Annotated in this window: 29 protein-coding genes; 18 read left to right on the top strand and 11 right to left on the bottom strand. The window is 53.3% G+C overall.

The window, feature by feature from the left end; translation table 11 throughout:
- The 8 genes from OGY01_RS16365 (at position 1) to OGY01_RS16400 (ending at position 7,679) form a co-directional block, all read left to right on the top strand.
- Entirely contained in the window at positions 1 to 2,127 is a 2,127-nt protein-coding gene (locus tag OGY01_RS16365; protein WP_048220680.1) for a hybrid sensor histidine kinase/response regulator, read from the top strand.
- Positions 2,128 to 2,149: 22 nt separating this feature from the next.
- Positions 2,150 to 2,512 carry a response regulator gene (locus OGY01_RS16370; protein WP_045446737.1) on the top strand — a complete coding sequence of 121 codons (363 nt, stop codon included), beginning with the start codon at positions 2,150 to 2,152 and terminating at the stop codon, positions 2,510 to 2,512.
- Positions 2,513 to 2,526: 14 nt separating this feature from the next.
- Entirely contained in the window at positions 2,527 to 4,218 is a 1,692-nt protein-coding gene (locus tag OGY01_RS16375; protein ID WP_136345260.1) for a diguanylate cyclase, read from the top strand.
- Positions 4,215 to 4,739, top strand: a complete 525-nt coding sequence (locus tag OGY01_RS16380; protein WP_045446731.1) for a chemotaxis protein CheW — start codon at positions 4,215 to 4,217, stop codon at positions 4,737 to 4,739. The genes OGY01_RS16375 and OGY01_RS16380 overlap by 4 nt, the downstream gene beginning before the upstream one ends.
- Positions 4,723 to 5,082, top strand: coding sequence for a hypothetical protein (locus tag OGY01_RS16385; protein WP_045446728.1), 360 nt, complete (start codon positions 4,723 to 4,725; stop codon positions 5,080 to 5,082). The genes OGY01_RS16380 and OGY01_RS16385 overlap by 17 nt, the downstream gene beginning before the upstream one ends.
- Positions 5,083 to 5,373: 291 nt before the next feature.
- Entirely contained in the window at positions 5,374 to 6,093 is a 720-nt protein-coding gene (locus tag OGY01_RS16390; protein ID WP_045446725.1) for a nucleoside recognition domain-containing protein, read from the top strand.
- Positions 6,090 to 6,554, top strand: coding sequence for a YjiG family protein (locus OGY01_RS16395; protein WP_045446722.1), 465 nt, complete (start codon positions 6,090 to 6,092; stop codon positions 6,552 to 6,554). The genes OGY01_RS16390 and OGY01_RS16395 overlap by 4 nt, the downstream gene beginning before the upstream one ends.
- A 12-nt stretch (positions 6,555 to 6,566) precedes the next feature.
- Positions 6,567 to 7,679, top strand: a complete 1,113-nt coding sequence (locus OGY01_RS16400; RefSeq protein ID WP_200012407.1) for a M20 family metallopeptidase — start codon at positions 6,567 to 6,569, stop codon at positions 7,677 to 7,679.
- Between the two features lie 49 nt (positions 7,680 to 7,728).
- Here the strand turns inward: OGY01_RS16400 and sitD are convergent, their stop codons facing one another.
- The 4 genes from sitD to sitA are packed head-to-tail and all read right to left on the bottom strand — an operon-like array spanning position 7,729 to position 11,166.
- Positions 7,729 to 8,580: an iron/manganese ABC transporter permease subunit SitD gene (sitD, locus tag OGY01_RS16405; protein ID WP_286493375.1), complete on the bottom strand. Its 852-nt coding sequence runs from the start codon at positions 8,578 to 8,580 to the stop codon at positions 7,729 to 7,731.
- A complete protein-coding gene (sitC, locus tag OGY01_RS16410) occupies positions 8,571 to 9,434 on the bottom strand; it encodes an iron/manganese ABC transporter permease subunit SitC (RefSeq protein WP_045446713.1) in 864 nt (287 codons plus the stop codon). The genes sitD and sitC overlap by 10 nt, the downstream gene beginning before the upstream one ends.
- A gap of 2 nt (positions 9,435 to 9,436) precedes the next feature.
- The gene (gene sitB, locus OGY01_RS16415; RefSeq protein ID WP_045446710.1) at positions 9,437 to 10,252 is read right to left on the bottom strand and encodes an iron/manganese ABC transporter ATP-binding protein SitB; all 816 of its coding nucleotides are present in this window, start codon (positions 10,250 to 10,252) and stop codon (positions 9,437 to 9,439) included.
- Positions 10,249 to 11,166: an iron/manganese ABC transporter substrate-binding protein SitA gene (gene sitA, locus OGY01_RS16420; RefSeq protein WP_200041872.1), complete on the bottom strand. Its 918-nt coding sequence runs from the start codon at positions 11,164 to 11,166 to the stop codon at positions 10,249 to 10,251. Before sitA ends, sitB begins: the two co-directional genes overlap by 4 nt.
- Positions 11,167 to 11,353: 187 nt before the next feature.
- Here sitA and OGY01_RS16425 point away from each other — a divergent pair, with 187 nt between their 5' ends.
- Entirely contained in the window at positions 11,354 to 11,698 is a 345-nt protein-coding gene (locus OGY01_RS16425) for a nitrous oxide-stimulated promoter family protein (RefSeq protein ID WP_048220686.1), read from the top strand.
- 62 nt (positions 11,699 to 11,760) lie between these two features.
- Here the strand turns inward: OGY01_RS16425 and OGY01_RS16430 are convergent, their stop codons facing one another.
- The 7 genes from OGY01_RS16430 to hypA form a co-directional block, all read right to left on the bottom strand.
- Entirely contained in the window at positions 11,761 to 12,189 is a 429-nt protein-coding gene (locus OGY01_RS16430) for a TOBE domain-containing protein (RefSeq protein ID WP_003037421.1), read from the bottom strand.
- A 44-nt stretch (positions 12,190 to 12,233) separates the two neighbouring features.
- Positions 12,234 to 14,312 (bottom strand): formate hydrogenlyase transcriptional activator FlhA, encoded by a 2,079-nt coding sequence (flhA, locus tag OGY01_RS16435; protein WP_045446702.1) that lies wholly within the window; start codon positions 14,310 to 14,312, stop codon positions 12,234 to 12,236.
- Positions 14,313 to 14,469: 157 nt separating this feature from the next.
- Positions 14,470 to 15,480 carry a hydrogenase maturation carbamoyl dehydratase HypE gene (hypE, locus tag OGY01_RS16440; protein WP_045446699.1) on the bottom strand — a complete coding sequence of 337 codons (1,011 nt, stop codon included), beginning with the start codon at positions 15,478 to 15,480 and terminating at the stop codon, positions 14,470 to 14,472.
- Positions 15,477 to 16,598 carry a hydrogenase formation protein HypD gene (gene hypD, locus OGY01_RS16445; protein ID WP_045446696.1) on the bottom strand — a complete coding sequence of 374 codons (1,122 nt, stop codon included), beginning with the start codon at positions 16,596 to 16,598 and terminating at the stop codon, positions 15,477 to 15,479. The genes hypE and hypD overlap by 4 nt, the downstream gene beginning before the upstream one ends.
- Positions 16,598 to 16,870 (bottom strand): hydrogenase 3 maturation protein HypC, encoded by a 273-nt coding sequence (gene hypC / locus OGY01_RS16450; protein WP_045446692.1) that lies wholly within the window; start codon positions 16,868 to 16,870, stop codon positions 16,598 to 16,600. Before hypC ends, hypD begins: the two co-directional genes overlap by 1 nt.
- A complete protein-coding gene (gene hypB, locus OGY01_RS16455; RefSeq protein ID WP_045446689.1) occupies positions 16,861 to 17,733 on the bottom strand; it encodes a hydrogenase nickel incorporation protein HypB in 873 nt (290 codons plus the stop codon). The genes hypC and hypB overlap by 10 nt, the downstream gene beginning before the upstream one ends.
- Before the next feature lie 102 nt (positions 17,734 to 17,835).
- Positions 17,836 to 18,207 carry a hydrogenase maturation nickel metallochaperone HypA gene (hypA, locus tag OGY01_RS16460; protein ID WP_045446686.1) on the bottom strand — a complete coding sequence of 124 codons (372 nt, stop codon included), beginning with the start codon at positions 18,205 to 18,207 and terminating at the stop codon, positions 17,836 to 17,838.
- 198 nt (positions 18,208 to 18,405) lie between these two features.
- Here hypA and hycA point away from each other — a divergent pair, with 198 nt between their 5' ends.
- The 9 genes from hycA to hycI all read left to right on the top strand — a co-directional run bounded on the left by hycA (position 18,406) and on the right by hycI (position 26,286).
- Positions 18,406 to 18,864, top strand: a complete 459-nt coding sequence (gene hycA / locus OGY01_RS16465) for a formate hydrogenlyase regulator HycA (RefSeq protein ID WP_045446683.1) — start codon at positions 18,406 to 18,408, stop codon at positions 18,862 to 18,864.
- A gap of 145 nt (positions 18,865 to 19,009) precedes the next feature.
- Positions 19,010 to 19,621: a formate hydrogenlyase subunit HycB gene (hycB, locus tag OGY01_RS16470; protein WP_045446680.1), complete on the top strand. Its 612-nt coding sequence runs from the start codon at positions 19,010 to 19,012 to the stop codon at positions 19,619 to 19,621.
- Positions 19,618 to 21,444 carry a formate hydrogenlyase subunit 3 gene (hycC, locus tag OGY01_RS16475; protein ID WP_045446678.1) on the top strand — a complete coding sequence of 609 codons (1,827 nt, stop codon included), beginning with the start codon at positions 19,618 to 19,620 and terminating at the stop codon, positions 21,442 to 21,444. The genes hycB and hycC overlap by 4 nt, the downstream gene beginning before the upstream one ends.
- A gap of 2 nt (positions 21,445 to 21,446) precedes the next feature.
- Positions 21,447 to 22,370, top strand: a complete 924-nt coding sequence (locus OGY01_RS16480) for a respiratory chain complex I subunit 1 family protein (RefSeq protein ID WP_045446675.1) — start codon at positions 21,447 to 21,449, stop codon at positions 22,368 to 22,370.
- Positions 22,371 to 22,387: 17 nt separating this feature from the next.
- Positions 22,388 to 24,097, top strand: a complete 1,710-nt coding sequence (gene hycE / locus OGY01_RS16485) for a formate hydrogenlyase subunit HycE (protein WP_045446672.1) — start codon at positions 22,388 to 22,390, stop codon at positions 24,095 to 24,097.
- 9 nt (positions 24,098 to 24,106) lie between these two features.
- Positions 24,107 to 24,649 (top strand): formate hydrogenlyase subunit HycF, encoded by a 543-nt coding sequence (gene hycF, locus OGY01_RS16490; protein WP_045446668.1) that lies wholly within the window; start codon positions 24,107 to 24,109, stop codon positions 24,647 to 24,649.
- A complete protein-coding gene (gene hycG / locus OGY01_RS16495; RefSeq protein WP_284096911.1) occupies positions 24,649 to 25,416 on the top strand; it encodes a formate hydrogenlyase subunit HycG in 768 nt (255 codons plus the stop codon). The genes hycF and hycG overlap by 1 nt, the downstream gene beginning before the upstream one ends.
- Complete coding sequence (locus tag OGY01_RS16500) at positions 25,413 to 25,823, top strand: formate hydrogenlyase maturation HycH family protein (protein ID WP_003037385.1); 411 nt, start codon at positions 25,413 to 25,415, stop codon at positions 25,821 to 25,823. The genes hycG and OGY01_RS16500 overlap by 4 nt, the downstream gene beginning before the upstream one ends.
- Entirely contained in the window at positions 25,816 to 26,286 is a 471-nt protein-coding gene (gene hycI, locus OGY01_RS16505) for a hydrogenase maturation peptidase HycI (protein WP_048220690.1), read from the top strand. The genes OGY01_RS16500 and hycI overlap by 8 nt, the downstream gene beginning before the upstream one ends.
- The last annotated feature ends 37 nt before the right edge of the window (positions 26,287 to 26,323 follow it).

Below are 26,323 nucleotides of genomic sequence, written 5' to 3' on the forward strand. Positions count from 1 at the left end.
ATGGCTATCGATCTGAAAAAATTCGTGCTGCGTTTTATTGATGAAGGGAGAGGTCATTTGCAGACGATCAGTGAGGGGGCATTTCTGCTCTCTGCTGATGAACATACCGATGCTTTAATCGGTGAGATGTTTCGGGCCGCGCATACCCTGAAGGGGGGCGCACGGATGTTGAAACTGCAGAGCATCGCAGATGTCACCCATCATCTTGAGGACGTTCTGAGCGAGCTGCGGGATAAAAAACTGACGCCTGACAGGGGGCTTGGCAACCTGATTCATGAGTCCGTGGAGTATCTTTCAAACCAACTGACCCAGCTCTTTGTCAGTGAGGGGGATAACCAACTGCCGCCAGCAGATTCGGGGTTGTGTGAACGACTTGCCTGTGCGAGCCGCGGAGAAAGTGTCTCGTTGGTGGTGGAAGCAAGCGGGCAATCAGAAAAAAATGCGGCTTCGACGGGCTCGATCGCTGTGGACGGCGGCATTAAACAAGCTGATTTTGTTCGTGTAAAACTGAATAAACTGGACAGTCTGATAGATATTCTGGGGGAAGTTGTCGCTGGCCATGACCGCCTCGAACAGCAGATACAAAACCTGAGTCAGCTTGTTCCGCGACTGTTAGGACTGAGCGCAGAGCAGCTTCGTCAGCAAATCCGCGATTTCAGTGCCCAGTTGAAGGAGAGCGTTCAGGTCCAGCATTTGCAAATGTTCGAACTGTACGACGTGGCGGCACGGATCCGTATGCTCCCGCTTTCAACCTTATTTGAGCCGATCTCCCTCCAGGTCAGTGAACTGGCCTCCACCCTGAACAAGCAGGTGGTTTGCCGCTTTGTCGGGGGAGAAGTGGAAATTGACCGTCAGCTAATTGACCGACTGTCAGAGTCACTGACGCATTTACTGCGTAATGCGGTCGATCACGGCATTGGGGAAATCGATGAGCGACTGGCGCTCGGTAAATCCACGCGCGGCACGATTACCATTACCACGCAGCAAGATGGCAGCGGAATATTATTGCGCGTGGAGGATGATGGTCGTGGTCTGAATTACCCGGCAATCAGCGCAAAAGCGGTGAGTAAAGGATTGGTGCCTGCCTCCATGGCCGGACAGCTCTCGGAACAGGAGTGTAACGAGCTTATTTTTCATCCCGGATTTTCTACCAGCCAGATTGTTTCTGAGCTTTCAGGTCGCGGTGTAGGTCTTGATGTCGTGCGTAAAACGGTGGTCACCGATCTGCAGGGGGATCTGCAGGTTTATAGCCGACAGGGGGTAGGAACGAGCTTCACTCTGCGTTTACCGGTCTCACTGACGATGATGCGCATCCTGCAATTTGAAGAGCAAGGCCATCTGTTCGGGTTGGCGGCTCAGTATGTGGTTGAGGTGGTGGAGTGTACTCCCGAGAGTATTAGCGATATTGCCGGACGCCCGGCCATTATTTTGCATAACGAGTTTATTCCGGTGGTCTGCGCAGGTGCTCTGCTGAGGATTCAGGAGCGCCAGGGGAGTTTGCCATCGACAGGGCAACGTTTAATCATCGTGCAGAACCAGTACAGCAAGATGGCGCTGCGGGTAGATAAGCTGCTCGATGAACGCAAGATGATGATCAAACCGTTACCAAAGCATATGCAACAGCAGTCGCTGGTGTCCGGAATGGTTCAGACGCCGGATAACCAACTGGTCAGCATTCTGCAAGTCCCCGCTCTGATGGCGATGGCGCAACAATCGCGACAAACCAGCCCGGTCATTCAGCCGGTTAACGCCGTACAAAATGCATGGCATGTGCTGGTGGTCGATGACTCACTGAATACCCGAGAGATAGAGAAAAATGTGCTGGAAGCTCACGGTTATCAGGTCACGCTGGCGGAGGATGGGTTGTCCGGGCTGCAAAAAGCAAAGCTGACCCAGTTTGATGCCGTGCTTACCGATGTGGAAATGCCGTTTATGGACGGTTTTACCTTCACGAAATCGTTGCGTGGGGAGAAGAACTACCAACACACACCGATCATTATCGTGACCTCCCGTGCGAAGGAAGAAGACCGTCGTCGGGGAATTCAGGTGGGGGCGGATGCTTACATCGCGAAGGGCGATTTTGAGCAGGACAGCCTGATAAAAACATTAAAAATGCTTTTGTGCTGATGGCGCAAAATCGAGAGAGAAGATGCGAATTTTATTAGTTGATGATGATCTCTTTGCGGCTGAACTGGCGTCTGTTTTCCTGGAAATGGACGGCTACGATGTGGTGATTGTGGAAAGTGCAATCTCCGCCTTAGCGTGTCTTGATTCAGAAAAAAATATCGATCTGGTCATTAGCGATCTGCATATGCCTGAAATTAGCGGACTGGATCTGCTGGCGCTTCTGCGCGCTCAGGATTGGCCTAAACCCTTCATTTTGCTGAGTGCAAATGAAGTCACTGGAAGTGACGTACCGTATGACCGTTGGGTGAAGAAAGATGAAAACCTGGCGGAAAATCTGGGCGCTGCGGTTAATGCGTTGCTGCAGCCTGCTGCTGTTACTGAATAAGCCATAACCTTACGATGAAACAAGATAATAAGCACATTGCCATGGCGGCTGCACAGGAAAAGATATCGCGTCTGCGGCAGGGGTTTTTGCGCCGTATCCCCGACATGCTGGCTCAAGCGGAAAGGTTATTGATTCAACTGGTCGAAGAACCCAGTGAAGGTTGTCGGAAACAGTTGCACATTCTACTACACAGTATCCATGGTTCGGCTGGCTCGTTTGGTTTTACCCCTCTGGCGAATGCCTCTGCTGAAGGTGAGCGTTTACTTGCAGATCCGGTGCTGGAGCAAAGCAAACTGCATTCCGACGAGCTACGTCGAATAATCAGGTGGCTGTATACCCTGACGCAAGAGCAACTCAATCTTGAACATCGTATCAGCGATACGGATTTCAAATTACCGATCGCCTCATCACGCACAAATGAAGGATTCGTCCGTCGGACCAGCAAACCGATCTATCTGTGTGATGATGATGTCGACCAGGTTGAACTGCTTGCTACTCAGTTGCGCTGTTTTGGTTTTACCTGCCATGTTTTCGCCAACACAGATGATTTTACTCAGGCCGTGCTGTCGCAGCCGCCTTCGGTGGTGATCATGGATGTCAGTTTTCCGGATAACGCCTACGGTGGTCCGCTGACCATGTCAGATCTGAAGAATAAGGTTGGAACGTCTTTTCCGGTACTGTTCCTCTCGTGCCATAGCGACTTTAAGGCGCGGATTAACGCCATTAAATCAGGTTGTGACGGCTATTATGTCAAACCGGCTTCCATTACTGACTTAGTGCAGGAGCTTCATCGTTTGACCCAGCCGTCGCTGAAAAAGCCCTATCAGGTGTTGCTGATTGATGATGAGCCAGCGGTCGCGGAATACAATGCGGAAATGCTGCGTATGGCGGGAATGGAAGTGCATGTTCTGGAGAAACCCCAGTATTTACTGCATGTTCTGAATTCCCATCCTGTCGACCTTGTCCTGATGGACTACCATATGCCCGAGTTTAGCGGTGAGGAACTGACTAAGCTGATCCGCCAAATACCGCAGCATATTGGTCTGCCGATTGCCTATCTCTCCAGCGAGACCAACAAGACGGCGCAGCTTGGCGCAATGCGCATCGGTGCGGAGGATTTTATTCTCAAGCAGGCAGATCCTCAGGAGCTCATTCACGCGGTATCTATCCGGGCGGAAAGAATGCGCGCCTTGCGCGCCCGCATGTCGCAGGACAGCCTGAGCGGTTTATATAACCACTCGACGACAACCCATTTTCTTAAAAGCGCTATCGCTGAAGCAAACTACAGCGGTAAACCGTTCTGTCTGGTGATGGTCGATCTGGATCGCTTTAAAAGCATTAACGATACCTACGGTCATGTAGTCGGCGATCAGGTCATTGTGGGGATTTCACAACTGTTTTCCCATCGCCTGCGCAGCACAGATATTGTGGGCCGCTATGGCGGAGAGGAGTTCGCAATTATTATGCCTAATACTAAAAGCGAAACCGCCGCGCTGGTGGTGGAGCGATTACGCAAGGATTACGAGCAGGTTGTTTTCTCCGTCAATGACACCCGTTTTCACAGTACCTTTAGCGCAGGTATTGCGCAGTGGCAATTTGGCGATCGTATTGAAGTACTCCGTGAACGTTCCGATCAGGCGCTGTATGCCGCGAAGCAAAAGGGGCGCAATACCTACTGTATTGCAGAAGAAAAGGAGAGAGTATGAGCCAACAACTGGAGCAAATTCTCGCGCTGAATCATGGTGAAAAGCCTGAGTGCGAAAGTGTTGATGAGCCGCAGCGTACGCTGGTGTTATTTCAACTGGCAGAGAATAATTTTGCGTTCTATGGCGCTCAGATCAAAGAGATCCTCGCGGAACGTCCTATCTCCTGGGTACCGTGCTGTGCGCCAATGCTGGAAGGGGTGATCAACTATCGCGGGCGGGTCGAGTCGGTGATGAGGCTGGATAGCCTCATTGATAAACCCGTAGCTAACCCGGCGGGAAAACGTACGATCCTGATCGGCTGCGGTGAGAAAATGCAAAGTGGCATCCTGATCGATAAGCTGATTGATGTTCTTGAAGTGGCAGAAAGTCAGATTCATCAGCCAGGTGATTCTCTTCCTCCGGTGCTACAAACCATCGCGGCTGGGGTGGTCAACGTGGCAGAAACCTGGTTCACCCTGCTCGATCTGGATCTGGTCTTTGACCGCTATCAGGAGACCAGCGGCTATGAAGTCTCTCATTAATCTGGATGCGGTGCGCGTGACGCTGGGCGTGCAGGATTTTTACATTCCGGCAAACCAGGTAAAGCGTTGTGCGCGGGTAGAGCAAGTTTTGCCGGAGATCCCGCGTTTTAGCCAGTGGCTTGGTATTGCAGATGAACCGCAAGAGGGAAGCCATTTACATCTGTTTGTCCCGGATAGTGGTGTTGAGTGCGGGTGGTACTTATGGGGGCAACTGGAAAACGTAATGCTATCCAGTGATACGATATTTGCGGTTCCCCCACTTCTGGCTCGCGGTTGTCGCCTGCCTGCCCTTCGTGCATTGGTAGGCAGCGAAACGTTTAGCCCATTGTTAAGCTGGCGCTGATCTTATATATGGTTGCAAGAACGTTTTCATATGCATGATTTATTTTACCTGTAAATCATTTTGTTTTTTATTTTTAAAGTCGCTCACTTTCCTGGCGTCTTATTTACCGTTCATTACATAAATAATGATTAGTTTAAATGTCTACATGATGACTTTATTTCGGTCGTAATATCAGGTATGTCACATTTTTAAATTTTTCAGGATGGTCAGCGCTTTTGGGATGATTTAAATCACTTTATTTATTCTTTATTTACTCAAAATGGTTTGGTGACTCTCTACGATAACAAGGAAATGGATATGAGTTTACCTTCCCAGGATAATAAGGTTGGGCCGGGGGCTTATTTTGCCCTGGCATTCGCCGCCGTATTTTTCTCCGGATTACTCGGGGGAAAAGAGTGGTACGGCGTATTTGATTTCACCACCCTGAATGGTGCTTTTGGCAAAGTAGTCAGTAAAGCAAGCCTTGACGGCGATACGCTGACAACGGCGACCAGCGCGTTTCGCGGTACCGGTGGTCACGGGGCTATGGATGGTTTCCTCTTCGCGTTAGGGTTGATTCCCGCGGTTATGTTTGCGTTGGGAATGATTAACGTGCTGGAGCACTACGGTGCCCTGCGTGCGGCGCGTCGTTTGTTAACGCCTTTGCTGCGTCCGCTGATGGGGATCCCGGGGAATACCGGCCTTGCGCTCATCGGCAGTTTGCAGAGTACAGACGTCGGCGCATCTCTGACGCGTAACCTGGCTGATGAGGGCGAAATCACTGAAAATGAGAAAGATATCTTTGCCATGTTCCAGTTTTCCGCTGGGGCTATGATCACCAATTTCTTCTCCTCAGGTGCAATCTTGTTCACCCTGATGGCGGTTGACGGCACACCGGCGGTGCCTGCATCCATTGGTGCATGCGTTGCTGTGATGTTCATTATGAAAATTGTTGGCGCCAACGTGATGCGCCTGATTCTGACCTTTACCAATAAAAAAGCCGAATCAACTGTACCGGGAGAAGCATCATGAGCGCACCAACCTCTAATCCAGTTATTACCGATGTCTTTGTAGAAGGTGCCCGTAAAGGCTGGAACATTGCGACAACCAGCACTCTGCCAAACGTGGTCATGGCTTTTGTCATCATCAAAGCGCTGGAGATTACCGGTGCGCTGAAAGGGCTGGGCATGATATTTGCCCCGCTAATGGGGCTGTTTGGTTTGCCTGGCGAAGCTGCCGCAGTACTCATTGGCGGCTGGATGTCGATGGGTGGGGGTATCGGCGTGGCGATTGGCCTGTTCGACAAAGGCATCCTGACGGGAGAGCACCTGGCTATCCTCGCTCCGGCAATTTATCTGATGGGCTCTCAAGTGCAGTATCTTGGCCGCATTCTAGGGGTTATTGGCACCAGTGCGAAACGTATTCCCCTGATGATTGTTATCTCCGTTCTGAACGCTTTTTTAGCGATGCTGCTGATGCGCGTTATTCTCTGATAAGGAATTACCATGGATTTGGAAAAGTATATTGATGAACTGCAAACGCTGGTCAACGTGGATTGCGGTACGCAGACGTTAGATGGCGTTGCCAGGGTGGCTGAGGTGATGCGCGAACTCTGGCAGCAGGAAGGCTGGCACACGGAACAGGTCGATTTAGGCAGTGCGGTAGGTCCGGCGTTGCTGGCGACCAATAAACCTGCAGCGACACATTACGATGTGCTGCTGATTGGGCATCTGGACACGGTATTTCCACAGGGGACGGTGGCTGAACGCCCGATGAGCCGTGATGCCAGTCGTCTGTACGGACCGGGTGTCTCCGATATGAAAAGTGGCTTACTGAATATTGTCTGGGCAATGCGTACATTGCCAGCGGAGCATCTGGATCGCTTATCTATCGCAGTGGCAATGAACCCGGATGAAGAGACCGGTAGTGTTCACTCCAGCCAGTGGATTGGGGAACTGGCGAAGCAATCACGCTACGTACTGGTATGTGAGGCTGCCCGGGCTGACGGCTCGCTGGTAAAAGCGCGAAAAGGCGTAGGCGGGTATCAGCTGACGTTTGACGGTGTTGCTGCACATGCTGGTAATGAGCCGGAAAAAGGGCGGTCCGCTATTACCGCATTTGCCAATAGCGTACTGGCGATTAACGCGTTAACCGACGTGGCGCGCGGCACCACACTTAATGTCGGCGTGGTGCAGGGCGGAAGTGCGGCGAACGTGGTAGCGGCAAAGCTGCACGCGGAAGTGGATGTACGGTTCTGGGAAAACGAGGAATATGAACGTGTTCATCACGCGCTGGAGTCGCTCTGCCAGCAAGGTTTCCTGGATGGTGTGACCACCACGCTCACCCGTGTAAGCCATAAACCTGCAATGGCGGCGAGCGAAGAGACTCAACGGCTGATGGCGCTGGTCGAGCGCGCGGGTCTGGAAGAGGGGATTACGGTGACATGGCAGGCTGTGGGAGGAGGAAGCGACGCAAACCACACGGCAGCGTTAGGTATTCCTACGCTGGACGGATTGGGTCCGATCGGCGCAGGCTTCCACAGTTCGGATGAATGGCTGGATATTGCCTCAATCGAACCACGGATTCGTTTATTAAAACGCATCATTACCATGTTGTAATCATCAATTAATATAGCCTCGCGTGCGAGGCTATATTATTTAGTATCTCTTATATATCATATTGCTGACGTCGCCGTTCTAAACGGCGATCGCGTAGCGTTGAATAAATAAAAGTGATAACAAATAGCAGGGAAAATAAGACGACAATCGTTGGCGCGGGTGCACTGTCGATGAAAAATGACAGGTACACTCCCATAAACGAGGTCACAAGTGACATGAAGACAGCCAGTAACAACGCATGGGAAAACTTTCGCGTAATTAATATCGCAATAGCGCCGGGGGCAATTAAGAGTGAGATCGACAAAATAATGCCTACCGATTTTAGCGTGGCCACAATGGTCAGGGCGATCATACACAGCAGACCGTAGTGCAATAGCGTGGTGTTCAGCCCGCTGGCTTTTGCCTGATGCGGATCAAACGCATGCAGCAGAAGATCTTTCCACTTTAACCCGATGATAAGCGCGATCCCCAGCGCAATCGCTGCCGTCTGCGCGATATCGCCAGGTGATACGCCCAGCATGTCACCGAACAAAATATGATCCAGATGGATTTCAGACTGGATCGAAACATACAACACCAGCCCCGCGCCAAACATCCCAGAGAAGACAATGCCCATCAGGGTGTCGCGCTTGATACGACTGTTATCATCGAGATACCCGGTAGCCACCGCACAGAACAGCCCGGCGACAAACGCACCAATCGCCAGAGGAATGCCCGCAATGTAGGCCAGTACTATCCCCGGAAACACGGCATGACTCATGGCGTCGCCCATCAGCGCCCAGCCTTTAAGCACCAAAAACACCGACAGCAACGCGCAGGGTATGGCGACAACAGTGGAGATGGTCAGTGCATTGACCATAAAGCTGAACTGAAAGGGTTCCAGCAACGTGGTTAAGAGCATGTGGACTCCTTGTTCACCTGACGGGCGCGGCGGCGATTCGCTAACAGACCGTGCTTAGGAGCGAAGACAAATGCCAGCAGGAACAACAGCGTTTGCAGGACGACAATAATCCCGCCGGTCGCACCGTCCAGCCAGTAACTTAGCCAGGCGCCAAAAAAGCTGGTCAGGCTGCCGATGGCGACGGCGATGGTCAGCAGGCGGGGAAAGCGATCGGTTAATAACCACGCGGTAGCGCCAGGTGTTACTACCAGGCAAATAACCAAAAATGCGCCAACGGTTTGTAGCGCTGCAACTGTGGAAACTGAGAGCAGTGTGAAGAACAGTAGCTTCAGACGGCCCGGATTCAGACCAATCGAGCGCGCGTGATTTTCATCGAAAAACACCACCATCAGATCTTTCCACTTCAGCAGCAAAATGGTCAGCGAGATCACACCAATAATCGCCAGTTGCAAAATATCTTCCGGGGCAATCGCCAGTACGTTACCGAGAATAATGGTTTGAATGTTTACTGACATCGGGTTAAGCGACACCATAAACAGCCCGATACCGAAGAAAGAAGAAAAAATCAGTCCAATGATCGCATCTTCTTTCAGGCGCGAACGCTGGTTAAGAAACAGCATACTGCCCGCAGCCAGCCCCCCGGAAAGAAATGCGCCGAGCGCGAAAGGAAGCCCTAACATCCAGGCACCGGCAACGCCCGGCACGATGGAGTGCGACAGCGCATCACCAATTAACGACCAGCCTTTGAGCATCAAATAGCATGAGAGGAACGCACACAGCCCGCCGACCATCGCGGAGACCCACATGGCGTTGAGCATGTACTGGTAGCCAAACGGTTCTGTCAGCCAGTTCATGATTATTCCCCCTCGTTAACCGTGCGTCGCGAAATAAATGGGCGCTCATCGTCGGTAATAACATGCTGCTCACCGCCGCTTAGCGCGACATGGCGCAAGACGCCGCTGAAGGCCAGCTCGAGATTCTCCGCGGTAAATGTCGTTTCGGTCGGACCGCTCGCCAGTACAGTGCCTTTAATCATCACGGTGTAATCACAAAACTCGGTGACTGAACCCAGATTATGAGTGGAGACCAGCATGGTTCGCCCCTCATCGCGCAGTTCGCGCAGCAGGTCGATGATGCGGGCCTCGGTTTTTACGTCTACGCCTGTGAAGGGTTCATCCAGTAAAATGACCTGTCCGTCCTGCGCGATAGCCCTTGCCAGAAAGACACGTTTTTTCTGTCCACCGGAGAGTTCGCCGATCTGACGGTGGCGGTATTCCAGCATGTCGACCCGTGCCAGCGCCGCATCGACGCATTCATAGTCACGTGCTTTTGGCCGACGCAGCCAGCCCATATGACCATAGCGCCCCATCATCACTACATCTTCCACCAGCACCGGAAATGACCAGTCCACCTCTTCCGATTGCGGAACATAAGAAATCAGATTCTGCTTCAGCGCTTTGCTGACTGGCTGTTGCAGGATGGATATGTCTCCCTGCGCCAGGCGGACAAAACCCATAAGTGCTTTAAAGAGCGTTGATTTTCCTGAACCATTCACCCCCACCAGGGCGGCAATAGAGCCGCCGGGGATCTGAAAAGTGGCATCCCGCAGAGCGGTGTGACCGTTGCGATACGTCACCGTAACCTGATTCACGGTAATCGCAGATTGACTCATTTTTGGCTCCTCAGACCGTCGTTGATACCGCTGACGATGGTTTCGGTCGTGACGCGCAGCAGATCCAGGTAGGTTGGTACCGGCCCGTCGGCTGCACTCAGGGAATCGACGTACAATACACCGCCGTAATGTGCGCCGGACTCACGTGCCACCTGACGCGCAGGTTTGTCAGAAACCGTGCTTTCACTGAATACTGTTGGGATCTGATGTTCTCTTATCGCGTCGATCACTTTGCGCACCTGTTTCGGCGTGCCCTGCTGATCGGCATTGATTGGCCACAGATACAGCTCTTTCAGATCGTTATCGCGGGCCAGATAGGAGAAGGCGCCTTCACTGGTGACCAGCCAGCGTTTATCGGCAGGGATTTTGGCCAGCGCCGCGCGCAGGGGATCGAGCGTCTGACGAATTTTCGTTTTATAGCTCTCGGCGTTTTTCTGATAGGTGGCGGCATTGTCCGGATCGTACTTGCTCAATGCATCGCGAATATTATCTACGTAGATAAGCGCGTTCTCTGCCGACATCCAGGCATGTGGATTCGGTTTTCCGTTATAGGGGCCTTCGCTGATGCCCATCGGTTTTACTCCGTCTGAGACCATTATTTCAGGTACGCCGGATAAGTTTTGGTAGAAACGGGCAAACCACAGTTCCAGGTTAAGGCCGTTGGAGAGAATAAGCTGCGCGCCCTGCGCCCGTTTAATATCCCCTGGAGTGGGCTGGTATTCATGAATTTCTGCGCCGGGTTTAGTTATTGAGCTGACCTCCGCCGCGTCACCCGCCACGTTGCTCGCCATATCGGCAATAACTGTAAAGGTGGTAATCACCTTAAACTTCTCTTTTGCCCAGGCCGGCGAAAGTGTAAGTGCCGTAAGAACGCTGGCAAGGAGAAACGACTTCAGACGGGGCAGGTGCGGCATAGTATCCCTCACAAGAAAGTGGTTAATTTATCGTCGAATATAGCCTTTGCTATGTTATATAGCACATGGCATAGATAAATGAAAATAATTCTTATTTGCGTAGGATGCTAAGGATGTATCACCTTCAGGTAATAGTCCTGTGTATGGTTAAGGTATATTATATATGCACCTTAAATACGGAGGCATTATGTCCGGCAAGCGTATTGCACGTGAAAAAATGACGATCCAGAAAATGATCTCGCTGTACGAGAGTCAGTGTCCACAGGCTTCGAACGAACAGGGGCATTACGATGCGCTGTTTGCCTATGCGCAAAAGCGGCTGGATAAGTGCGTCTTTGGTGAGGAAAAACCGGCTTGCAAACAGTGTCCGGTGCACTGTTATCAACCCGCAAAGCGTGAAGAGATGAAGCAAATCATGCGCTGGGCTGGACCAAGAATGCTCTGGCGTCATCCGATCCTGACAGTGCGCCACCTGATTGACGATAAACGCCCGGTCCCGGAATTACCCGAAAAATACCAGCGGAAGAAATAGATTTTTTGCCGGATAGCGGCGGCGATACTGGCCCGACAGGCAAAGCTCCGTCGGGCAATAAATTACGCTTTGGTGGCAATCAGAATTGCTGAGGCCTTGATCAGCGCAATGACACGACTTCCCTGGCTTAGCTTCATCTCTTGCTGACTTTCGTTAGTCACGACGGCAACTATGTCAAAACCAGCGTCAGTTTTGATATGTACCGTGGCGTTGACTGCGCCTTCGGTTACCTGTGAAACGCTACCGGCAAACTGGTTGCGGGCGGAGAATTTCAGGCCGCAGTCTTCTGTCGCCAGCGTGACCCAAGGGGCTTTGATCAGGGCAATTGCTTCTTTTCCTTTCGCCAGCCCCAGCGCCTGCTGGCTGCTATGAGTCACAATAGCGACCAGCTTTGCGCCGCCTGCCAGCGTCAGTTCAACTTCATCATTCACGGCGCCAGTTGCAACTGCACTTACTGTACCGGTTAATTGATTACGTGCTGATACCGCCATACTGCCTCCTTTCGTTGAGTTATCACCCAGTATAGCCACAATGGCTAAACCAACGCATCCTTATCAATGCCTAAACGCTTCATACGTGAGAGCAAGGTGGTGCGTTTCAGACCCAGCCGTTGCGCAGCTCCCTTAGGACCGGCTACGACGCCGTTAGTCTCTTTCAGTACGCGCATAATCAGCTGATATTCATCTTCTCCATCCTGCGCAACTTCTGTCGCCACTGGCGGTGTGGAAGGGGGCAGCGTAGTGACATCTGGCAGGGACAGTTGCAGTACATTGCCTCGGGTCAGCAGAACCGCGCGTTCGACCACGTTTTCCAGTTCACGCACGTTGCCCGGCCACTCCATGTTGCTCAGAGTGCGCAGCGCCTCAGCGGGGATACTGTCAATATTGCGCCCCATCCGACGGGCAATTTTAAAGGTGAAGGCCTTGACCAGCAGCGGAATATCTTCCGGACGCTCGCGCAGTGGGGGGAGATGGATCGGGAAGACATTCAGTCGATAGTACAGATCGTTACGGAACTCGCGATCGGCCACCATTTTTTTTAGATCGCGGTTGGTGGCGGCGATCAGGCGGACATCGGTCTGGATCAGCTTATTACTACCCAGGCGTTCAAACTCCTGCTCCTGGAGGACGCGCAGCAGTTTCGGCTGTAGCTCCAGCGGCATGTCGCCGACTTCGTCGAGGAATAACGAGCTTTTATCTGCCAGTTCGAAGCGACCAATGCGCTGTGTGCTGGCTCCGGTAAACGCACCGCGTTCATGACCAAACAGATCGCTTTCCAGCAACCCGGCAGGCATTGCCGCGCAGTTCATCTTCACCATCCGGCGGGCATTGCGTCCACTCAGATTATGAATCGCTCTGGCGATCAACTCTTTGCCCGTACCTGTCTCACCCAGAATCAGAACAGTGCTGTCGCTTTGCGCCACCATCTCGACCTGCTTGAGTACGCTGTACATTGCTTCACTGCGGCCAATGATTTCACCAAACTCGCTGTCCACATTGTTGAGCTGTTCGGTCAGTGCCAGGTTCTCATCGACCAGACGTTCTTTCAGGCGGTGGATTTCCTGATAGGCGAGAGCGTTATCAACAGCAATCGCCACGCGCTCGGCAATCTGGCGTAACAGTTTGAGGTTTGCGGTCGTGAAGACTTTCTCTTCACACTGCGCCAGCTTGAGGACGCCAAGCATCGTATTGCCTGACATTAGTGGTAGCAGGCACAGGGTTTGTATCTGGTTGCCCCAGGTCTCGAACAGCATGCGTTCATAAGGTGCAAGGGCATCGCGTTCGTTCAGGTTAATCAGCAGCATCTCTTTGCTTTTGAATACCCGTTCAGAGAGCGTACCTGCTTCATCCACTTCACTCTGTTCGTGCGCCGGATGGTGTTCATCCAGATAGTGAGTGGAGTATATGCTCAGCTTATTTTTGCGATCGCTGCGCAGTACGATGCTGATGTCATCGATATTGAAGTAATGGTGGATTTCTTTGGCGACTTCGCTGACCAGCTCATCAATATCCAGACGGGAGAGCACCGCATTGGTGATGGCGACAAGGATACGGAAGTTGTCACGCTCGCGACACAAGAGGTCGTAATCGACATTATTGCTGACCCGGCTCTGAATTTGCTCGGCGACGACGCCGACTATCTGGGTGAAGGTCTGCAGGCGGTTGTACTCTTTTTCACTCCAAGGACGGTCTTCGTTGCGGATAAATTCACAACCGCCAAAGATCCGTCCATCAGCCGCCAGCGGCAGCAGGCAGTAATGTCCAAATTCTGAGTACAGCGCACCGGATGCTAACTGCGGCCAGGTTTCTGTGAACTCATGGTAGTTACAGTGCAGCGCATCGGGACGAGACAGAATGCGGCGCACCGGTCCGTGAGCCAGCACCGTTTCGTCTTCATAATCGATGGGTTTACCATTTTCACGTGTCGCGAAATAACGCGCACGCTGCGTCTGCGCCTGCCATAACACAATAGCCGCGCAATCGGCCAGCGCCGAACGCTTGACCAACTGCGAAAGCGCCTCACTGAGAGACTGAAGATCGGGCTGCTGTAATAATGTACGAGTGATATCGAACAGGCCTTGCTGTCCGAGGTCGCTCATCGGTGTATACGACATATTGCTTTTCCAGGAAGCACCGTAGCGCGGTGCAAAAACGGTAAATGAATTATAGGTATAAGTTGTAAATTATTGCCGGGTGGCGGTTTCACCTTATCCGGTCTACGGGTAATTCATTGACTGTAGGCCCGGTAAGCGTAGCGTACCGGGCAATATATCAGCATATCCGCGGCAGCGGCTCTGCGTGTGGTAAATCAAGAGTTCGTTTCACGCCGTAAAGTCCGGCAAGGCGAACGCCTTTACGTTCGACCACTTCGCCAATCAGCGCTGCATCGCACCCTAACGGATGTGCGCGCAGTGCGGCGAGTACGGCTTCAGCGGCCTGACGTTCAACGGCAATGACCAGTTTTCCTTCGTTGGCAAAATTGAGCGCATCCAGACCCAGAAGTTCACAGACACCACGCACTGCGGGCTTCACAGGCAGGGCTGCTTCAGATAACTCAATGCCATAGCCACATGCCGCGGCGAACTCATGCGTCACCGCATTCACGCCGCCACGGGTGGCATCGCGCAGCGCCTTCACGCCAGGAATGTCGCGTAGCGTCTGGATCAGCGGTGTTAACACTGCGCAGTCGCTGATCAGTTCACCGTCCAGTCCCAGTTGCTCACGCAGGTTAAGGATGGTTGCACCGTGATCGCCAAGCGTACCGCTAACCAGCAGCACATCGCCCACGCCCAGAGTCTGTGCGCCCCAGTGAATATTGGCGGGGATCGCGCCCATTCCGGCGGTGTTAATGAACAGTTTGTCCGCTGCGCCACGCTGTACAACCTTGGTGTCGCCGGTCACGATAGCAATTCCCGCTTCGCGAGCTGTTGCTGCCATGCTGTTGACGACGCTTTTCAGCGTTTCCATCGGCAGGCCCTCTTCGAGGATAAAACCGCAGGAGAGGTAGCGAGGGATAGCGCCACTGACCGCAACGTCGTTGGCTGTGCCGCAGATTGCCAGCTTGCCAATATTACCGCCGGGGAAAAACAGCGGATCGATAACGTAGCTGTCGGTCGAAAACGCCAGACGATCGCCTTCGGCGACCAGTTGCGCCAGGTCCAGTCGGGCCTGATCTTCCTGTTCTGCCAGCCACGGATTAGCAAAAGCTTCCATAAACAGACTGTTGATCAACTGCTGCATAGCCTGACCGCCGCTACCGTGGGCGAGTTGTACGCTGTTCATGCTTCACACTCCTGCTGACGATACTGATACCAGGCGGCACATGCGCCTTCGGAGGAGACCATTAAGGCGCCAAATGCGGTCTCCGGGTTACAGGTTTTACCAAACAATGGGCACTGATGCGGCTTACATCTGCCGGTCAGTACTTCTCCGCAGCGCGCACGCGGATCGTCATACACCTGCTGCGGCGCTGGTTTGAAATGCGCTTCTGCATCAAAACGCTGATACTCAGGCGTCAGGTGAACGCCGGAGGATTCGATAACGCCCAGACCGCGCCATTCACTGTCGCCATTGACGCAGAACACGTCGGCAATCGCCTGTTGCGCCAGTGTGTTACCGGCATCCGGCACTACGCGGCGATACTGGTTCTCCACCTGGCTGTGGGCCGCTATTTTCTGCTCGATTAGCATCACGACGCCTTGCAGTAGATCAAGCGGTTCGAAACCAGCGACCACCAGCGGGCGATGAAAATCAGAGGCGATAAAATTATAGGCATCGGTGCCTATAACCATACTGACATGGCCTGGTGCCAAAAATGCGTCGATACCGTTGTCCGGTTGTTCCAACAGGCTACGCAGCGTTGGGATAAGCGTGATGTGCTGGCAGAAAAAGTAAAAATTCTGCACATCGCGTTGTTTTGCCTGCTGGAGAGTGATGGCGGTCGTCGGCATGGTGGTTTCAAAACCCAGACCAAAGAACACGACCTTACGGGTTGGATTTTCCTGCGCCAGCTTCAGCGCATCCATCGGAGAATAGACAATGCGGATATCCGCGCCGCGTGCTTTGGCTTGCAGCAGTGAACCCTGTTTACCTGGCACGCGCATGGCGTCGCCGAAGGTACAAAAAATCACTTCCGGATGGCTGGCAATTTCCACACAACTGTCAATTCTGCCCATCGGCAGAACGCAAACCGGGCAGCCTGGACCGTGAATAAACTCCACGTTTTCGGGCAGCAACTGGTCAAGGCCGAATTTGAAGATTGCGTGGGTGTGGCCTCCACAAACTTCCATAATGCGCAGTGGGCGTTCAGCGGTGTAGGGGAGGTGAGCGGCACGTTCACACAGGTGGTCTATCAACTGCATCACCTGTTCCGGTGCCCGATATTCGTCAACAAAACGCATTATTTCTCCTCGCCATACAGTAACGCGCCGACATCCGGCTCAACGTCAAACATATTTTGCAGCGCCTCGAGTGTGTCGCGCGCTTCGGCTTCGTTAATGATGCTCATGGCAAAACCTACGTGGACCAGTACCCACTGGCCCAGACGCGGTTGACCATTTTCATCACAGCTACCGACCAGCGTCAGGTCGACGTCGCGCTGAATACCGCAAACATCGACCTTAGCCTGGTTACCATCAATGGTGCGGATTTGACCCGGAACACCTATGCACATCGCTGATTCTCCAGCCACGACAGCCATTGATCCATCCCTTCGCCGCTGGTGGCGGAAATCAGGATTATCTCAATTTCCGGGTTCACTTCCCGGGCGCTGGCGATGCACTTTTCAACATCAAAATTGAGATACGGCAGCAGATCCACTTTGTTGAGCAGCATCAGCGATGCAGCAGCAAACATATGGGGATATTTCAGCGGCTTGTCTTCGCCTTCGGTGACGGAAAGCACCGCCACTTTATGACGTTCGCCGAGGTCGAAGCTTGCCGGGCAAACCAGGTTACCGACGTTTTCGATAAACAAAATACCGTTATCGGCTAAAGGCAGGCGTGGTGCTGCATCGGCAATCATTTGCGCATCAAGGTGGCAGCCTTTACCCGTATTAACCTGGATTGCTGGTGTTCCGGTGGCGCGAATACGCGCTGCGTCGTTGACCGTCTGCTGGTCGCCTTCAATGACCGCGCACGGCACGCTGTCTTTCAGCTTCATCAGTGTTTCGGTCAGCAGCGTCGTTTTACCGGAACCTGGACTTGATACGAGATTGAGTACCAGATGCTGGCGGGCAGCGAAGCGGGCGCGATTGCGCTCGGCCAGACGGTTGTTTTTGTCCAGCACGTCAATTTCCACTTCCAGCATACGGCGCTGGCTCATGCCTGGAGCATGGGTACCTGCTTCGCCGTGACCGTAATGTAAATCGCCTTCTGCGGTCTGGCTCGGCGTGAAACTGGAGGTCTTCACACCGGTAATGTTTAGCGCCGGACGAGCCGCCGGAGCAAATGGCGCGCTGCGAAACGCTGAGTGGGGGTTATGTTCATCACCCTCTATATAAAGGTTGCCTTCCGCGCAACCACATGTCGTACACATCGCTCACTCCTGATCTTTTCACTTTCGGTAAATCTGTTGCCGGACAGCATCTCGCCTTTTCCGACCTACAAACGTGCTCTTTCTGTAGACTGGATAAGAGGCTTAAGCGTCGCCATCCGGCGCTGGAGTCTGGTCTATTTCTATTCGTCGAATCTGTAACCCGTCATCGGCCACAATTCTCAGCATGTCGCTATTGCATTGTGGACAGCGACGAACGCGTTGCGTCAGTAACGTGACGTATTGCTGACAGGACTCGCACCAACATTCGGCTTCTTGTTCTTCGAGGTGGAGTTTACAACCTTCTGCAAGGGTGCCACGGCATACCAGATCAAAACAAAAGGCGAGAGCGCTGGTTTCTACGCAAGAAAATGCGCCAATTTTGAGCCAGACCCCAGTTACCCGGTGAGCACCGTGCTGTGCGGCCTGTTGTTCAATCAATTCCAGTGCCCGTTGGCAGAGGGTTATTTCGTGCATATCGCCTCCCATGTTGTTGTCGTTTCAAAAGCAATAAACATGCCAGGTTGAATTTTTCCTCTCGTGACAATGACGACGATGACGAAATGACATGTCGTCATGCATGCTTGTTTTTGTATCTTAATGAAAATAAAGAATTTTAATGTTGGCATGAAATATGCTTAAGGCAGTTAGTCTCTGCTAAACGGGTAACCTGACATGACTATTTGGGAAATAAGCGAAAAAGCCGATTACATCGCTGAACGGCACCGTCGCCTACAGGACCAGTGGCGTATTTACTGCAACTCGCTGGTACAGGGGATCACCCTGTCGAAAGCGCGTTTGCATCATGCAATGAGCTGTGCGCCGGACAAAGATCTGTGCTTTGTCCTTTTTGAACACTTCACTATCTACGTCACGCTGGCGGACGGCTTTAACAGCCATACCATCGAGTACTACGTTGAAACCAAAGACGGTGATGATAAGCAACTGATTGCACAGGCACAGTTGACCATTGACGGCAAAGTTGATGACCGCATTAGCAACCGCGATCGCGAGCAGGTGCTGGAGCACTATCTCGAAAAAATCGCCAGAGTCTACGACAGCCTGTACACCGCGGTTGAAAACAATATGCCGGTAAATTTAAGCCAACTGGTAGAAGGACATAACCCGGCATAAGCCTCGGGTGATGCTCGCTTGAGTCGTGATGAGATTTTTACGCTGTATCACGACATTTTAGGGAATGGACATGTCGAAAAATGTCGAAAATGACATTTGATAAACATGTTTTCGTCAAAAATGACTATCACCTGAGGAATGCCTGGTGAATCGTTTTGTAATTGCTGACTCCACTCTTTGTATTGGCTGCCACACCTGTGAAGCCGCCTGCTCAGAGACGCATCGCCAGCATGGCCTGCAGTCAATGCCGCGCCTGAAAGTGATGCTAAATGAAAAAGAATCTGCACCGCAGCTTTGCCACCATTGTGAAGATGCACCTTGTGCCACCGTTTGCCCGGTCAATGCGATTAACCGTGTCGACGGCGCCGTACAGCTAAATGAAAGCCTGTGCGTAAGCTGCAAATTGTGTGGGATCGCCTGTCCGTTTGGCGCCATTGAGTTTTCCGGCAGTCGTCCGCTGCACATCCCGGCGAACGCGAATACCTCAAAGGCCCCTCCGGCTCCACCAGCACCGGCTCGCGTCAGCACGCTGCTGGACTGGGTTCCAGGTATTCGTGCCATTGCGGTGAAATGCGACCTGTGTAGCTTTGATGAACAAGGTCCGGCTTGTGTACGTATGTGCCCGACGAAAGCCCTGCACCTGGTGAGCAATACAGATATCGCTCGCGCCAGCAAACGTAAGCGTGAGCTGACTTTTAATACCGATTTCGGCGATCTCACCTTGTTTCAGCAGGCTCAGAGTGGGGATGCAAAATGAGCGCAATTTCACTGATTAACAGCGGCGTGGCCTGGTTTACGGCTGCGGCGGTTCTGGCATTTCTGTTTTCATTTCATAAAGCGCTAAGCGGCTGGATTGCCGGCGTTGGTGGAGCAGTCGGCAGCCTGTGTACGGCGGCAGCGGGTTTCACCGTGCTGACCAATGCGCTGGCGGTCAGCAGCGTGATACCGTTTATCGGTCACAGCATGCAAATAACTCCACTGAACGCAATCTGGCTTATCACACTGGGTCTGTGCGGCCTGTTTGTCAGCCTGTACAACATCGACTGGCATCGTCATCCACAGGTTAAAGCCAACGGTTTGTTGGTGAATCTGCTGATGGCTGCGGCCGTGTGTGCAGTGGTTGCCAGCAACCTCGGTACGCTGGTGGTGATGGCTGAAATCATGGCGTTGTGTGCGGTGTTCCTGACCGGTTGCAGCAAAGAGGGCAAGCTGTGGTTTGCTCTGGGTCGTATCGGTACGCTGCTGCTGGCGGTCGCTTGCTATCTGGTATGGCAACGCTACGGCACGCTCGAACTGCGTCTGCTCGACCTTCGCACCCAGGAATTGCCGCTCGGCTCTGACATCTGGCTGCTGGGCGTTGCCGGTTTTGGTTTGCTGGCCGGGATTATCCCGCTGCACGGTTGGGTGCCACAGGCACATGCCAACGCCAGCGCACCTGCTGCGGCGCTGTTCTCTACCGTGGTAATGAAGGTTGGCCTGTTGGGCATTCTGTCCCTGTCGCTGCTGGGCGGTAATGCACCGCTGTGGTGGGGCATTACCCTGTTGGTACTGGGGATGATCACTGCATTTGTTGGCGGTCTGTATGCGTTGATGGAGCACAACATTCAACGTCTGCTGGCGTACCACACGCTGGAAAACATCGGCATTATTCTGCTGGGGCTGGGTGCCGGTGTGACCGGCATTTCCCTTAATCAACCGGCGCTGATTGCACTTGGTCTGACCGGCGGTTTGTATCATCTGGTGAACCACAGTCTGTTCAAAAGCGTCCTGTTCCTGGGGGCCGGCAGCATCTGGTTCCGTACTGGTCATCGTGATATCGAAAAACTGGGCGGTATCGGTAAGCGCATGCCGGTGATTTCCCTGGCGATGCTGGTTGGTCTGATGGCGATGGCCGCGCTGCCGCCACTGAACGGGTTTGCCGGTGAATGGGTTATCTATCAATCCTTCTTCAAGCTGGGTAACAGCGGAGCGTTTATCGGCCGTCTGTTAGGTCCGTTGCTGGCGGTCGGGCTGGCGATTACCGGCGCGCTGGCTGTGATGTGTATGGCGAAAGTCTATGGCGTAACGTTCCTTGGCGCACCGCGTACGAAGGAAGCTGAAAACGCCTGTTGCGCACCGATCCTGATGGGGGTGAGCGTGGTTGCGCTGGCAGTCTGCTGTGTGATTGGCGGCGTTGCCGCACCATGGTTGCTGCCACTTATCTCTTCAGCTGTGCCACTGCCGCTGGAAACCGCGAACACGACCGTTTCCCAACCAATGATCACCCTGTTGCTGATTGCCTGTCCGCTGCTGCCGTTCATTATCATGGCGATTTTCAAAGGCAACCGTCTGCCGTCGCGTTCGCGCGGTTCCGCCTGGGTATGTGGTTACGATCATGAGCAGTCAATGGTGATCACCGCGCATGGCTTTGCTATGCCGGTTAAAGAAGCCTTTGCTCCGGTACTGAAACTGCGTAAATGGCTTAACCCGGTGTCACTGGTTCCGGGCTGGCAGAATGCGGCTGCACCGGTTCTGTTCCGTCGCCTGGCATTGATTGAGCTGGCGGTGCTGGTGGTGATTGTGGTTTCACGAGGAGCCTGAGAATGAGTGTTTTATATCCGTTAATTCAGGCGCTGGTGCTGTTTGCCGTTGCGCCGCTGCTGTCCGGCATTACCCGCGTGGCGCGTGCACGTTTGCACAATCGCCGTGGTCCGGGTGTTTTGCAGGAGTACCGTGACATTATCAAACTGCTGGGGCGTCAGAGCATTGCGCCTGCGGATTCCAGTTGGGTCTTTCGCCTGACACCATTTGTGATGGTCGGCGTCATGCTGACTATCGCTACCGCATTGCCGGTAGTGACGGTAGGTTCTCCGCTGCCGCAACTGGGTGATTTGATCACGTTAATTTACTTGTTCGCCATCGCCCGTTTCTTCTTCTCTATTGCGGGGCTGGATACCGGTAGCCCGTTCACCGCGATCGGCGCCAGCCGTGAAGCGATGCTCGGCGTACTGGTTGAGCCGATTCTGCTGCTGGGTTTGTGGGTCGCAGCGCAGGTTGCCGGTTCAACCCATATCAGCAATATCGCTGACACCGTTTATCACTGGCCTGCGGCGCGCAGCATCCCGCTGATTCTGGCGCTGTGCGCCTGTGCTTTCGCCACCTTTATCGAAATGGGCAAACTGCCGTTCGACCTGGCAGAAGCCGAGCAGGAGTTACAGGAAGGTCCGCTGACTGAATACAGCGGCAGCGGTTTTGCGGTGCTGAAATGGGGTATCAGCCTCAAACAACTGGTCGTTTTGCAAATGTTTGTCGGCGTGTTCCTGCCGTGGGGACAGATGGAAACCTTTACTGCGGGTGGACTGCTGCTGGCACTGGTGATAGCCGTCGTCAAGCTGATCCTCGGCGTGCTGGTCATCGCCCTGTTTGAAAACAGCATGGCGCGTCTGCGTTTTTGCGCCACTTCACGCGTGACCTGGGCCGGTTTTGGGTTTGCGTTTTTAGCGTTCGTCTCCTTGCTGGTGGCGTGATTTAAGAGAGTTTGAGCATGTCTGAAGAAAAATTAGGTCAACAATACCTTGCTGCACTGCACCAGGCTTTCCCTGGCGTCGTACTGGACGAAGCCTGGCAGACCAAAGATCAGCTGACCATCACCGTGAAGGTAAACTACCTGCCGGAAGTGGTGGAGTTCCTTTATTACAAACAGGGCGGATGGTTGTCCGTGTTGTTTGGTAACGACGAACGCCAGCTGTGCGGCCATTACGCGGTGTATTATGTCTTGTCGATGGAGCAGGGCACTAAATGCTGGATAACCGTTCGCGTAGAAGTTGACGCCAATAAACTGGAATTCCCGTCTGTCACGCCACGCGTACCGGCTGCCGTCTGGGGCGAACGTGAAGTGCGTGACATGTACGGTTTGATCCCGGTGGGGCTGCCGGACGAACGTCGTCTGGTGCTACCGGATGACTGGCCGGATGAACTCTATCCGCTGCGTAAAGACAGCATGGATTACCGTCAACGTCCGGCGCCGACTACCGATGCTGAAACCTATGAGTTCATCAACGAACTGGGCGACAAGAAAAATAATGTAGTGCCTATTGGCCCGCTGCACGTGACCTCCGATGAACCGGGTCACTTCCGTCTGTTCGTTGACGGCGAAAACATTATCGACGCCGACTACCGCTTGTTCTATGTCCACCGTGGCATGGAAAAACTGGCAGAAACCCGCATGGGTTATAACGAAGTGACTTTCCTGTCGGATCGCGTGTGCGGCATCTGTGGTTTTGCCCACAGCACCGCGTACACCACCTCCGTTGAGAATGCGATGGGTATCGTAGTACCGGAGCGTGCGCAGATGATCCGCGCTATTCTGCTGGAAGTTGAGCGTCTGCACTCTCACCTGCTGAACCTGGGGCTGGCGTGCCACTTCACCGGTTTCGACTCCGGCTTTATGCAGTTCTTCCGCGTACGTGAAACGTCAATGAAAATGGCAGAGATCCTCACCGGTGCGCGTAAAACTTACGGTCTGAACCTGATCGGAGGGATCCGTCGCGACCTGCTGAAAGAGGACATGATCCAGACTCGTCAACTGGCGCAACAGATGCGTCGTGACGTGCAGGAACTGGTTGATATGCTGTTGAGTACGCCGAACATGGAACAGCGTACCGTCGGGATTGGCCGTCTGGATCCGGAAATTGCCCGTGACTTCAGTAACGTTGGCCCGATGGTTCGCGCCAGCGGTCACGCGCGTGATACCCGCGCAGATCACCCGTTTGTGGGTTACGGCCTGCTGCCGATGGAAGTTCACAGCGAGCAGGGCTGTGACGTCATTTCTCGTCTGAAAGTCCGCATCAATGAAGTCTATACCGCGCTGAATATGATCGACTTTGGTCTGGATAACCTGCCTGGCGGTCCGCTGATGGTGGAAGGCTTTACCTATATTCCACACCGTTTCGCGCTGGGCTTTGCGGAAGCGCCGCGTGGGGATGATATCCACTGGAGCATGACCGGCGACAACCAGAAACTGTACCGCTGGCGTTGCCGTGCGGCCACCTACGCTAACTGGCCGACGCTGCGTTATATGCTGCGTGGTAACACTGTTTCCGATGCCCCGCTGATTATCGGTAGCCTCGATCCTTGCTACTCCTGTACTGACCGTATGACCGTGGTTGATGTGCGTAAGAAGAAAAGCAAAGTCGTGCCGTACAAAGAACTTGAGCGCTACAGCATCGAGCGTAAAAACTCGCCGCTGAAATAAGGAATCGCCATGTTTACCTTTATCAAAAAAGTCATCAAAACCGGTGCACCGACGTCGTCGTATCCGCTGGAGCCGATCGCGGTCGATAAAAACTTCCGTGGTAAGCCGGAGCATAATCCGCAGCAGTGTATTGGCTGCGCAGCCTGTGTGAATGCGTGCCCGTCAAACGCGCTGACGGTTGAAACCGATCTGGTCACCAATGAACTGGCCTGGCAATTCAACCTTGGTCGCTGCATCTTCTGTGGCCGTTGTGAAGAAGTCTGCCCGACGGCGGCGATCAAACTGTCTCAGGAATATGAGCTGGCGGTGTGGAAGAAAGAAGATTTCCTGCAGCAGTCTCGCTTTGCGCTGTGCAATTGCCGCGTATGTAACCGTCCTTTTGCGGTGCAAAAAGAGATTGATTACGCCATTGCACTGCTGAAGCATAACGGTGATAGCCGTGCGGAAAATCACCGTGAAAGCTTTGAGACCTGCCCGGACTGTAAACGCCAGAAATGCCTGGTGCCGTCTGACCGTATTGAACTGACTCGCCATATGAAAGAGGCCAGCTGATGAGCAATTTATTAGGCCCACGTGATGCCAACGGTATTCCGGTACCGATGACGGTAGATGAATCTATTGCCAGCATGAAAGCGTCGCTGCTGAAAAGCATCAAGCGTTCTGCTTACGTCTATCGTGTTGACTGCGGTGGCTGCAACGGTTGCGAAATCGAAATTTTTGCTACCTTGTCCCCGCTGTTTGATGCCGAACGTTTCGGTATCAAAGTTGTTCCGTCACCGCGCCATGCGGATATCCTGTTGTTTACCGGCGCGGTAACCCGCGCGATGCGCTCTCCGGCGCTGCGTGCCTGGCAATCAGCGCCAGATCCGAAAATCTGTATCTCCTACGGAGCCTGCGGTAACAGTGGTGGCATCTTCCACGACTTATACTGCGTATGGGGCGGCACCGACAAAATCGTACCAGTGGATGTTTACATCCCAGGTTGTCCGCCGACGCCTGCGGCGACGCTGTACGGCTTTGCGATGGCGCTGGGCCTGCTGGAGCAGAAAATTCACGCGCGTGCACCGGGTGAACTGGACGAACAACCAGCTGAAATTCTGCACCCGGATATGATACAGCCTCTGCGTGTGAAGGTGGATCGTGAAGCGCGTCGTCTGGCGGGTTATCGCTATGGTCGCCAGATTGCCGATGATTATATGACGCAGTTAGGGCAGGGCGAAAATCAGGTGGCGCGCTGGCTGGAAACGGAAAACGATCCGCGTCTGACCGAGATCGTTACTCATCTTAACCATGTAGTTGAAGAGGCGCGTATCCGATGAGTGAAACGGTGGTGTTCAGTCAACTGAGCCGTAAGTTTATTGATGAGAACGATGCGACGCCCGCCGAGGCGCAGCAGGTTGTCTATTACAGCCTGGCGATTGGCCATCACTTAGGCATCATCGATTGCCTGGAAGCGGCGTTAACCTGTCCGTGGGATGAGTATCTGGCGTGGATTGCGACGCTTGCCGAAGGAAGCGAAGCCCGCCGCAAAATGGAAGGCGTGCCGAAGTACGGCGAGATCGTCATCGATTTTAACCATGTACAGATGCTGGCGCGTGCGTTTGATGACGCGCGCGCCGTACAAACTCCACAGCAGCAGGAATGGAGCAAGCTCATGCTCAGTATGCTCCATGATATTCATCAGGAAAGCGCCATCTATCTGATGGTGAGGAGACACCGTGACTGACGTTTTATTGTGTGTCGGTAATAGCATGATGGGGGATGATGGCGCGGGTCCGCTGCTGGCGGAAATGTGTGCTGCGGAACCTAAAGGTAGCTGGGTGGTTATCGACGGTGGCAGTGCCCCGGAGAATGATATTGTGGCAATCCGCGAGCTGCGCCCGGCGCGTTTGCTGATTGTCGATGCTACCGATATGGGGCTGAATCCTGGTGAAATCCGCATTATCGATCCTGATGATATTGCCGAGATGTTCATGATGACCACGCACAACATGCCGCTGAACTACCTGGTTGATCAACTGAAAGAGGATGTCGGCGAGGTGATTTTCCTCGGTATTCAGCCGGACATCGTTGGCTTTTATTACCCGATGACGCAGCCGATCAAAGAGGCGGTTGAAACCGTCTATCAACGATTAGCCGGGTGGGAAGGCCATGGTGGATTTTCGGAGTTAGAAGCACCTGAAGAGTAAACCGTATCAGTGCCGGATGTTTGCCGCATCCGGCCTG

Origin of the sequence: Citrobacter sp. Cm038, from assembly GCF_030333105.1 — a bacterium.
Taxonomy (GTDB): domain Bacteria; phylum Pseudomonadota; class Gammaproteobacteria; order Enterobacterales; family Enterobacteriaceae; genus Citrobacter; species Citrobacter murliniae.

What these genes read in the sequence shown, in the direction of transcription:
- OGY01_RS16365 (WP_048220680.1), top strand. Translation starts at nt 1, where the DNA reads ATGGCTATCGATCTGAAAAAATTCGTGCTGCGTTTTATTGATGAAGGG.
- OGY01_RS16370 (WP_045446737.1), top strand. Translation starts at nt 2,150, where the DNA reads ATGCGAATTTTATTAGTTGATGATGATCTCTTTGCGGCTGAACTGGCG.
- OGY01_RS16375 (WP_136345260.1), top strand. Translation starts at nt 2,527, where the DNA reads ATGAAACAAGATAATAAGCACATTGCCATGGCGGCTGCACAGGAAAAG.
- OGY01_RS16380 (WP_045446731.1), top strand. Translation starts at nt 4,215, where the DNA reads ATGAGCCAACAACTGGAGCAAATTCTCGCGCTGAATCATGGTGAAAAG.
- OGY01_RS16385 (WP_045446728.1), top strand. Translation starts at nt 4,723, where the DNA reads ATGAAGTCTCTCATTAATCTGGATGCGGTGCGCGTGACGCTGGGCGTG.
- OGY01_RS16390 (WP_045446725.1), top strand. Translation starts at nt 5,374, where the DNA reads ATGGATATGAGTTTACCTTCCCAGGATAATAAGGTTGGGCCGGGGGCT.
- OGY01_RS16395 (WP_045446722.1), top strand. Translation starts at nt 6,090, where the DNA reads ATGAGCGCACCAACCTCTAATCCAGTTATTACCGATGTCTTTGTAGAA.
- OGY01_RS16400 (WP_200012407.1), top strand. Translation starts at nt 6,567, where the DNA reads ATGGATTTGGAAAAGTATATTGATGAACTGCAAACGCTGGTCAACGTG.
- sitD (WP_286493375.1), bottom strand. Translation starts at nt 8,580, where the DNA reads ATGCTCTTAACCACGTTGCTGGAACCCTTTCAGTTCAGCTTTATGGTC.
- sitC (WP_045446713.1), bottom strand. Translation starts at nt 9,434, where the DNA reads ATGAACTGGCTGACAGAACCGTTTGGCTACCAGTACATGCTCAACGCC.
- sitB (WP_045446710.1), bottom strand. Translation starts at nt 10,252, where the DNA reads ATGAGTCAATCTGCGATTACCGTGAATCAGGTTACGGTGACGTATCGC.
- sitA (WP_200041872.1), bottom strand. Translation starts at nt 11,166, where the DNA reads ATGCCGCACCTGCCCCGTCTGAAGTCGTTTCTCCTTGCCAGCGTTCTT.
- OGY01_RS16425 (WP_048220686.1), top strand. Translation starts at nt 11,354, where the DNA reads ATGTCCGGCAAGCGTATTGCACGTGAAAAAATGACGATCCAGAAAATG.
- OGY01_RS16430 (WP_003037421.1), bottom strand. Translation starts at nt 12,189, where the DNA reads ATGGCGGTATCAGCACGTAATCAATTAACCGGTACAGTAAGTGCAGTT.
- flhA (WP_045446702.1), bottom strand. Translation starts at nt 14,312, where the DNA reads ATGTCGTATACACCGATGAGCGACCTCGGACAGCAAGGCCTGTTCGAT.
- hypE (WP_045446699.1), bottom strand. Translation starts at nt 15,480, where the DNA reads ATGAACAGCGTACAACTCGCCCACGGTAGCGGCGGTCAGGCTATGCAG.
- hypD (WP_045446696.1), bottom strand. Translation starts at nt 16,598, where the DNA reads ATGCGTTTTGTTGACGAATATCGGGCACCGGAACAGGTGATGCAGTTG.
- hypC (WP_045446692.1), bottom strand. Translation starts at nt 16,870, where the DNA reads ATGTGCATAGGTGTTCCGGGTCAAATCCGCACCATTGATGGTAACCAG.
- hypB (WP_045446689.1), bottom strand. Translation starts at nt 17,733, where the DNA reads ATGTGTACGACATGTGGTTGCGCGGAAGGCAACCTTTATATAGAGGGT.
- hypA (WP_045446686.1), bottom strand. Translation starts at nt 18,207, where the DNA reads ATGCACGAAATAACCCTCTGCCAACGGGCACTGGAATTGATTGAACAA.
- hycA (WP_045446683.1), top strand. Translation starts at nt 18,406, where the DNA reads ATGACTATTTGGGAAATAAGCGAAAAAGCCGATTACATCGCTGAACGG.
- hycC (WP_045446678.1), top strand. Translation starts at nt 19,618, where the DNA reads ATGAGCGCAATTTCACTGATTAACAGCGGCGTGGCCTGGTTTACGGCT.
- OGY01_RS16480 (WP_045446675.1), top strand. Translation starts at nt 21,447, where the DNA reads ATGAGTGTTTTATATCCGTTAATTCAGGCGCTGGTGCTGTTTGCCGTT.
- hycE (WP_045446672.1), top strand. Translation starts at nt 22,388, where the DNA reads ATGTCTGAAGAAAAATTAGGTCAACAATACCTTGCTGCACTGCACCAG.
- hycF (WP_045446668.1), top strand. Translation starts at nt 24,107, where the DNA reads ATGTTTACCTTTATCAAAAAAGTCATCAAAACCGGTGCACCGACGTCG.
- hycG (WP_284096911.1), top strand. Translation starts at nt 24,649, where the DNA reads ATGAGCAATTTATTAGGCCCACGTGATGCCAACGGTATTCCGGTACCG.
- OGY01_RS16500 (WP_003037385.1), top strand. Translation starts at nt 25,413, where the DNA reads ATGAGTGAAACGGTGGTGTTCAGTCAACTGAGCCGTAAGTTTATTGAT.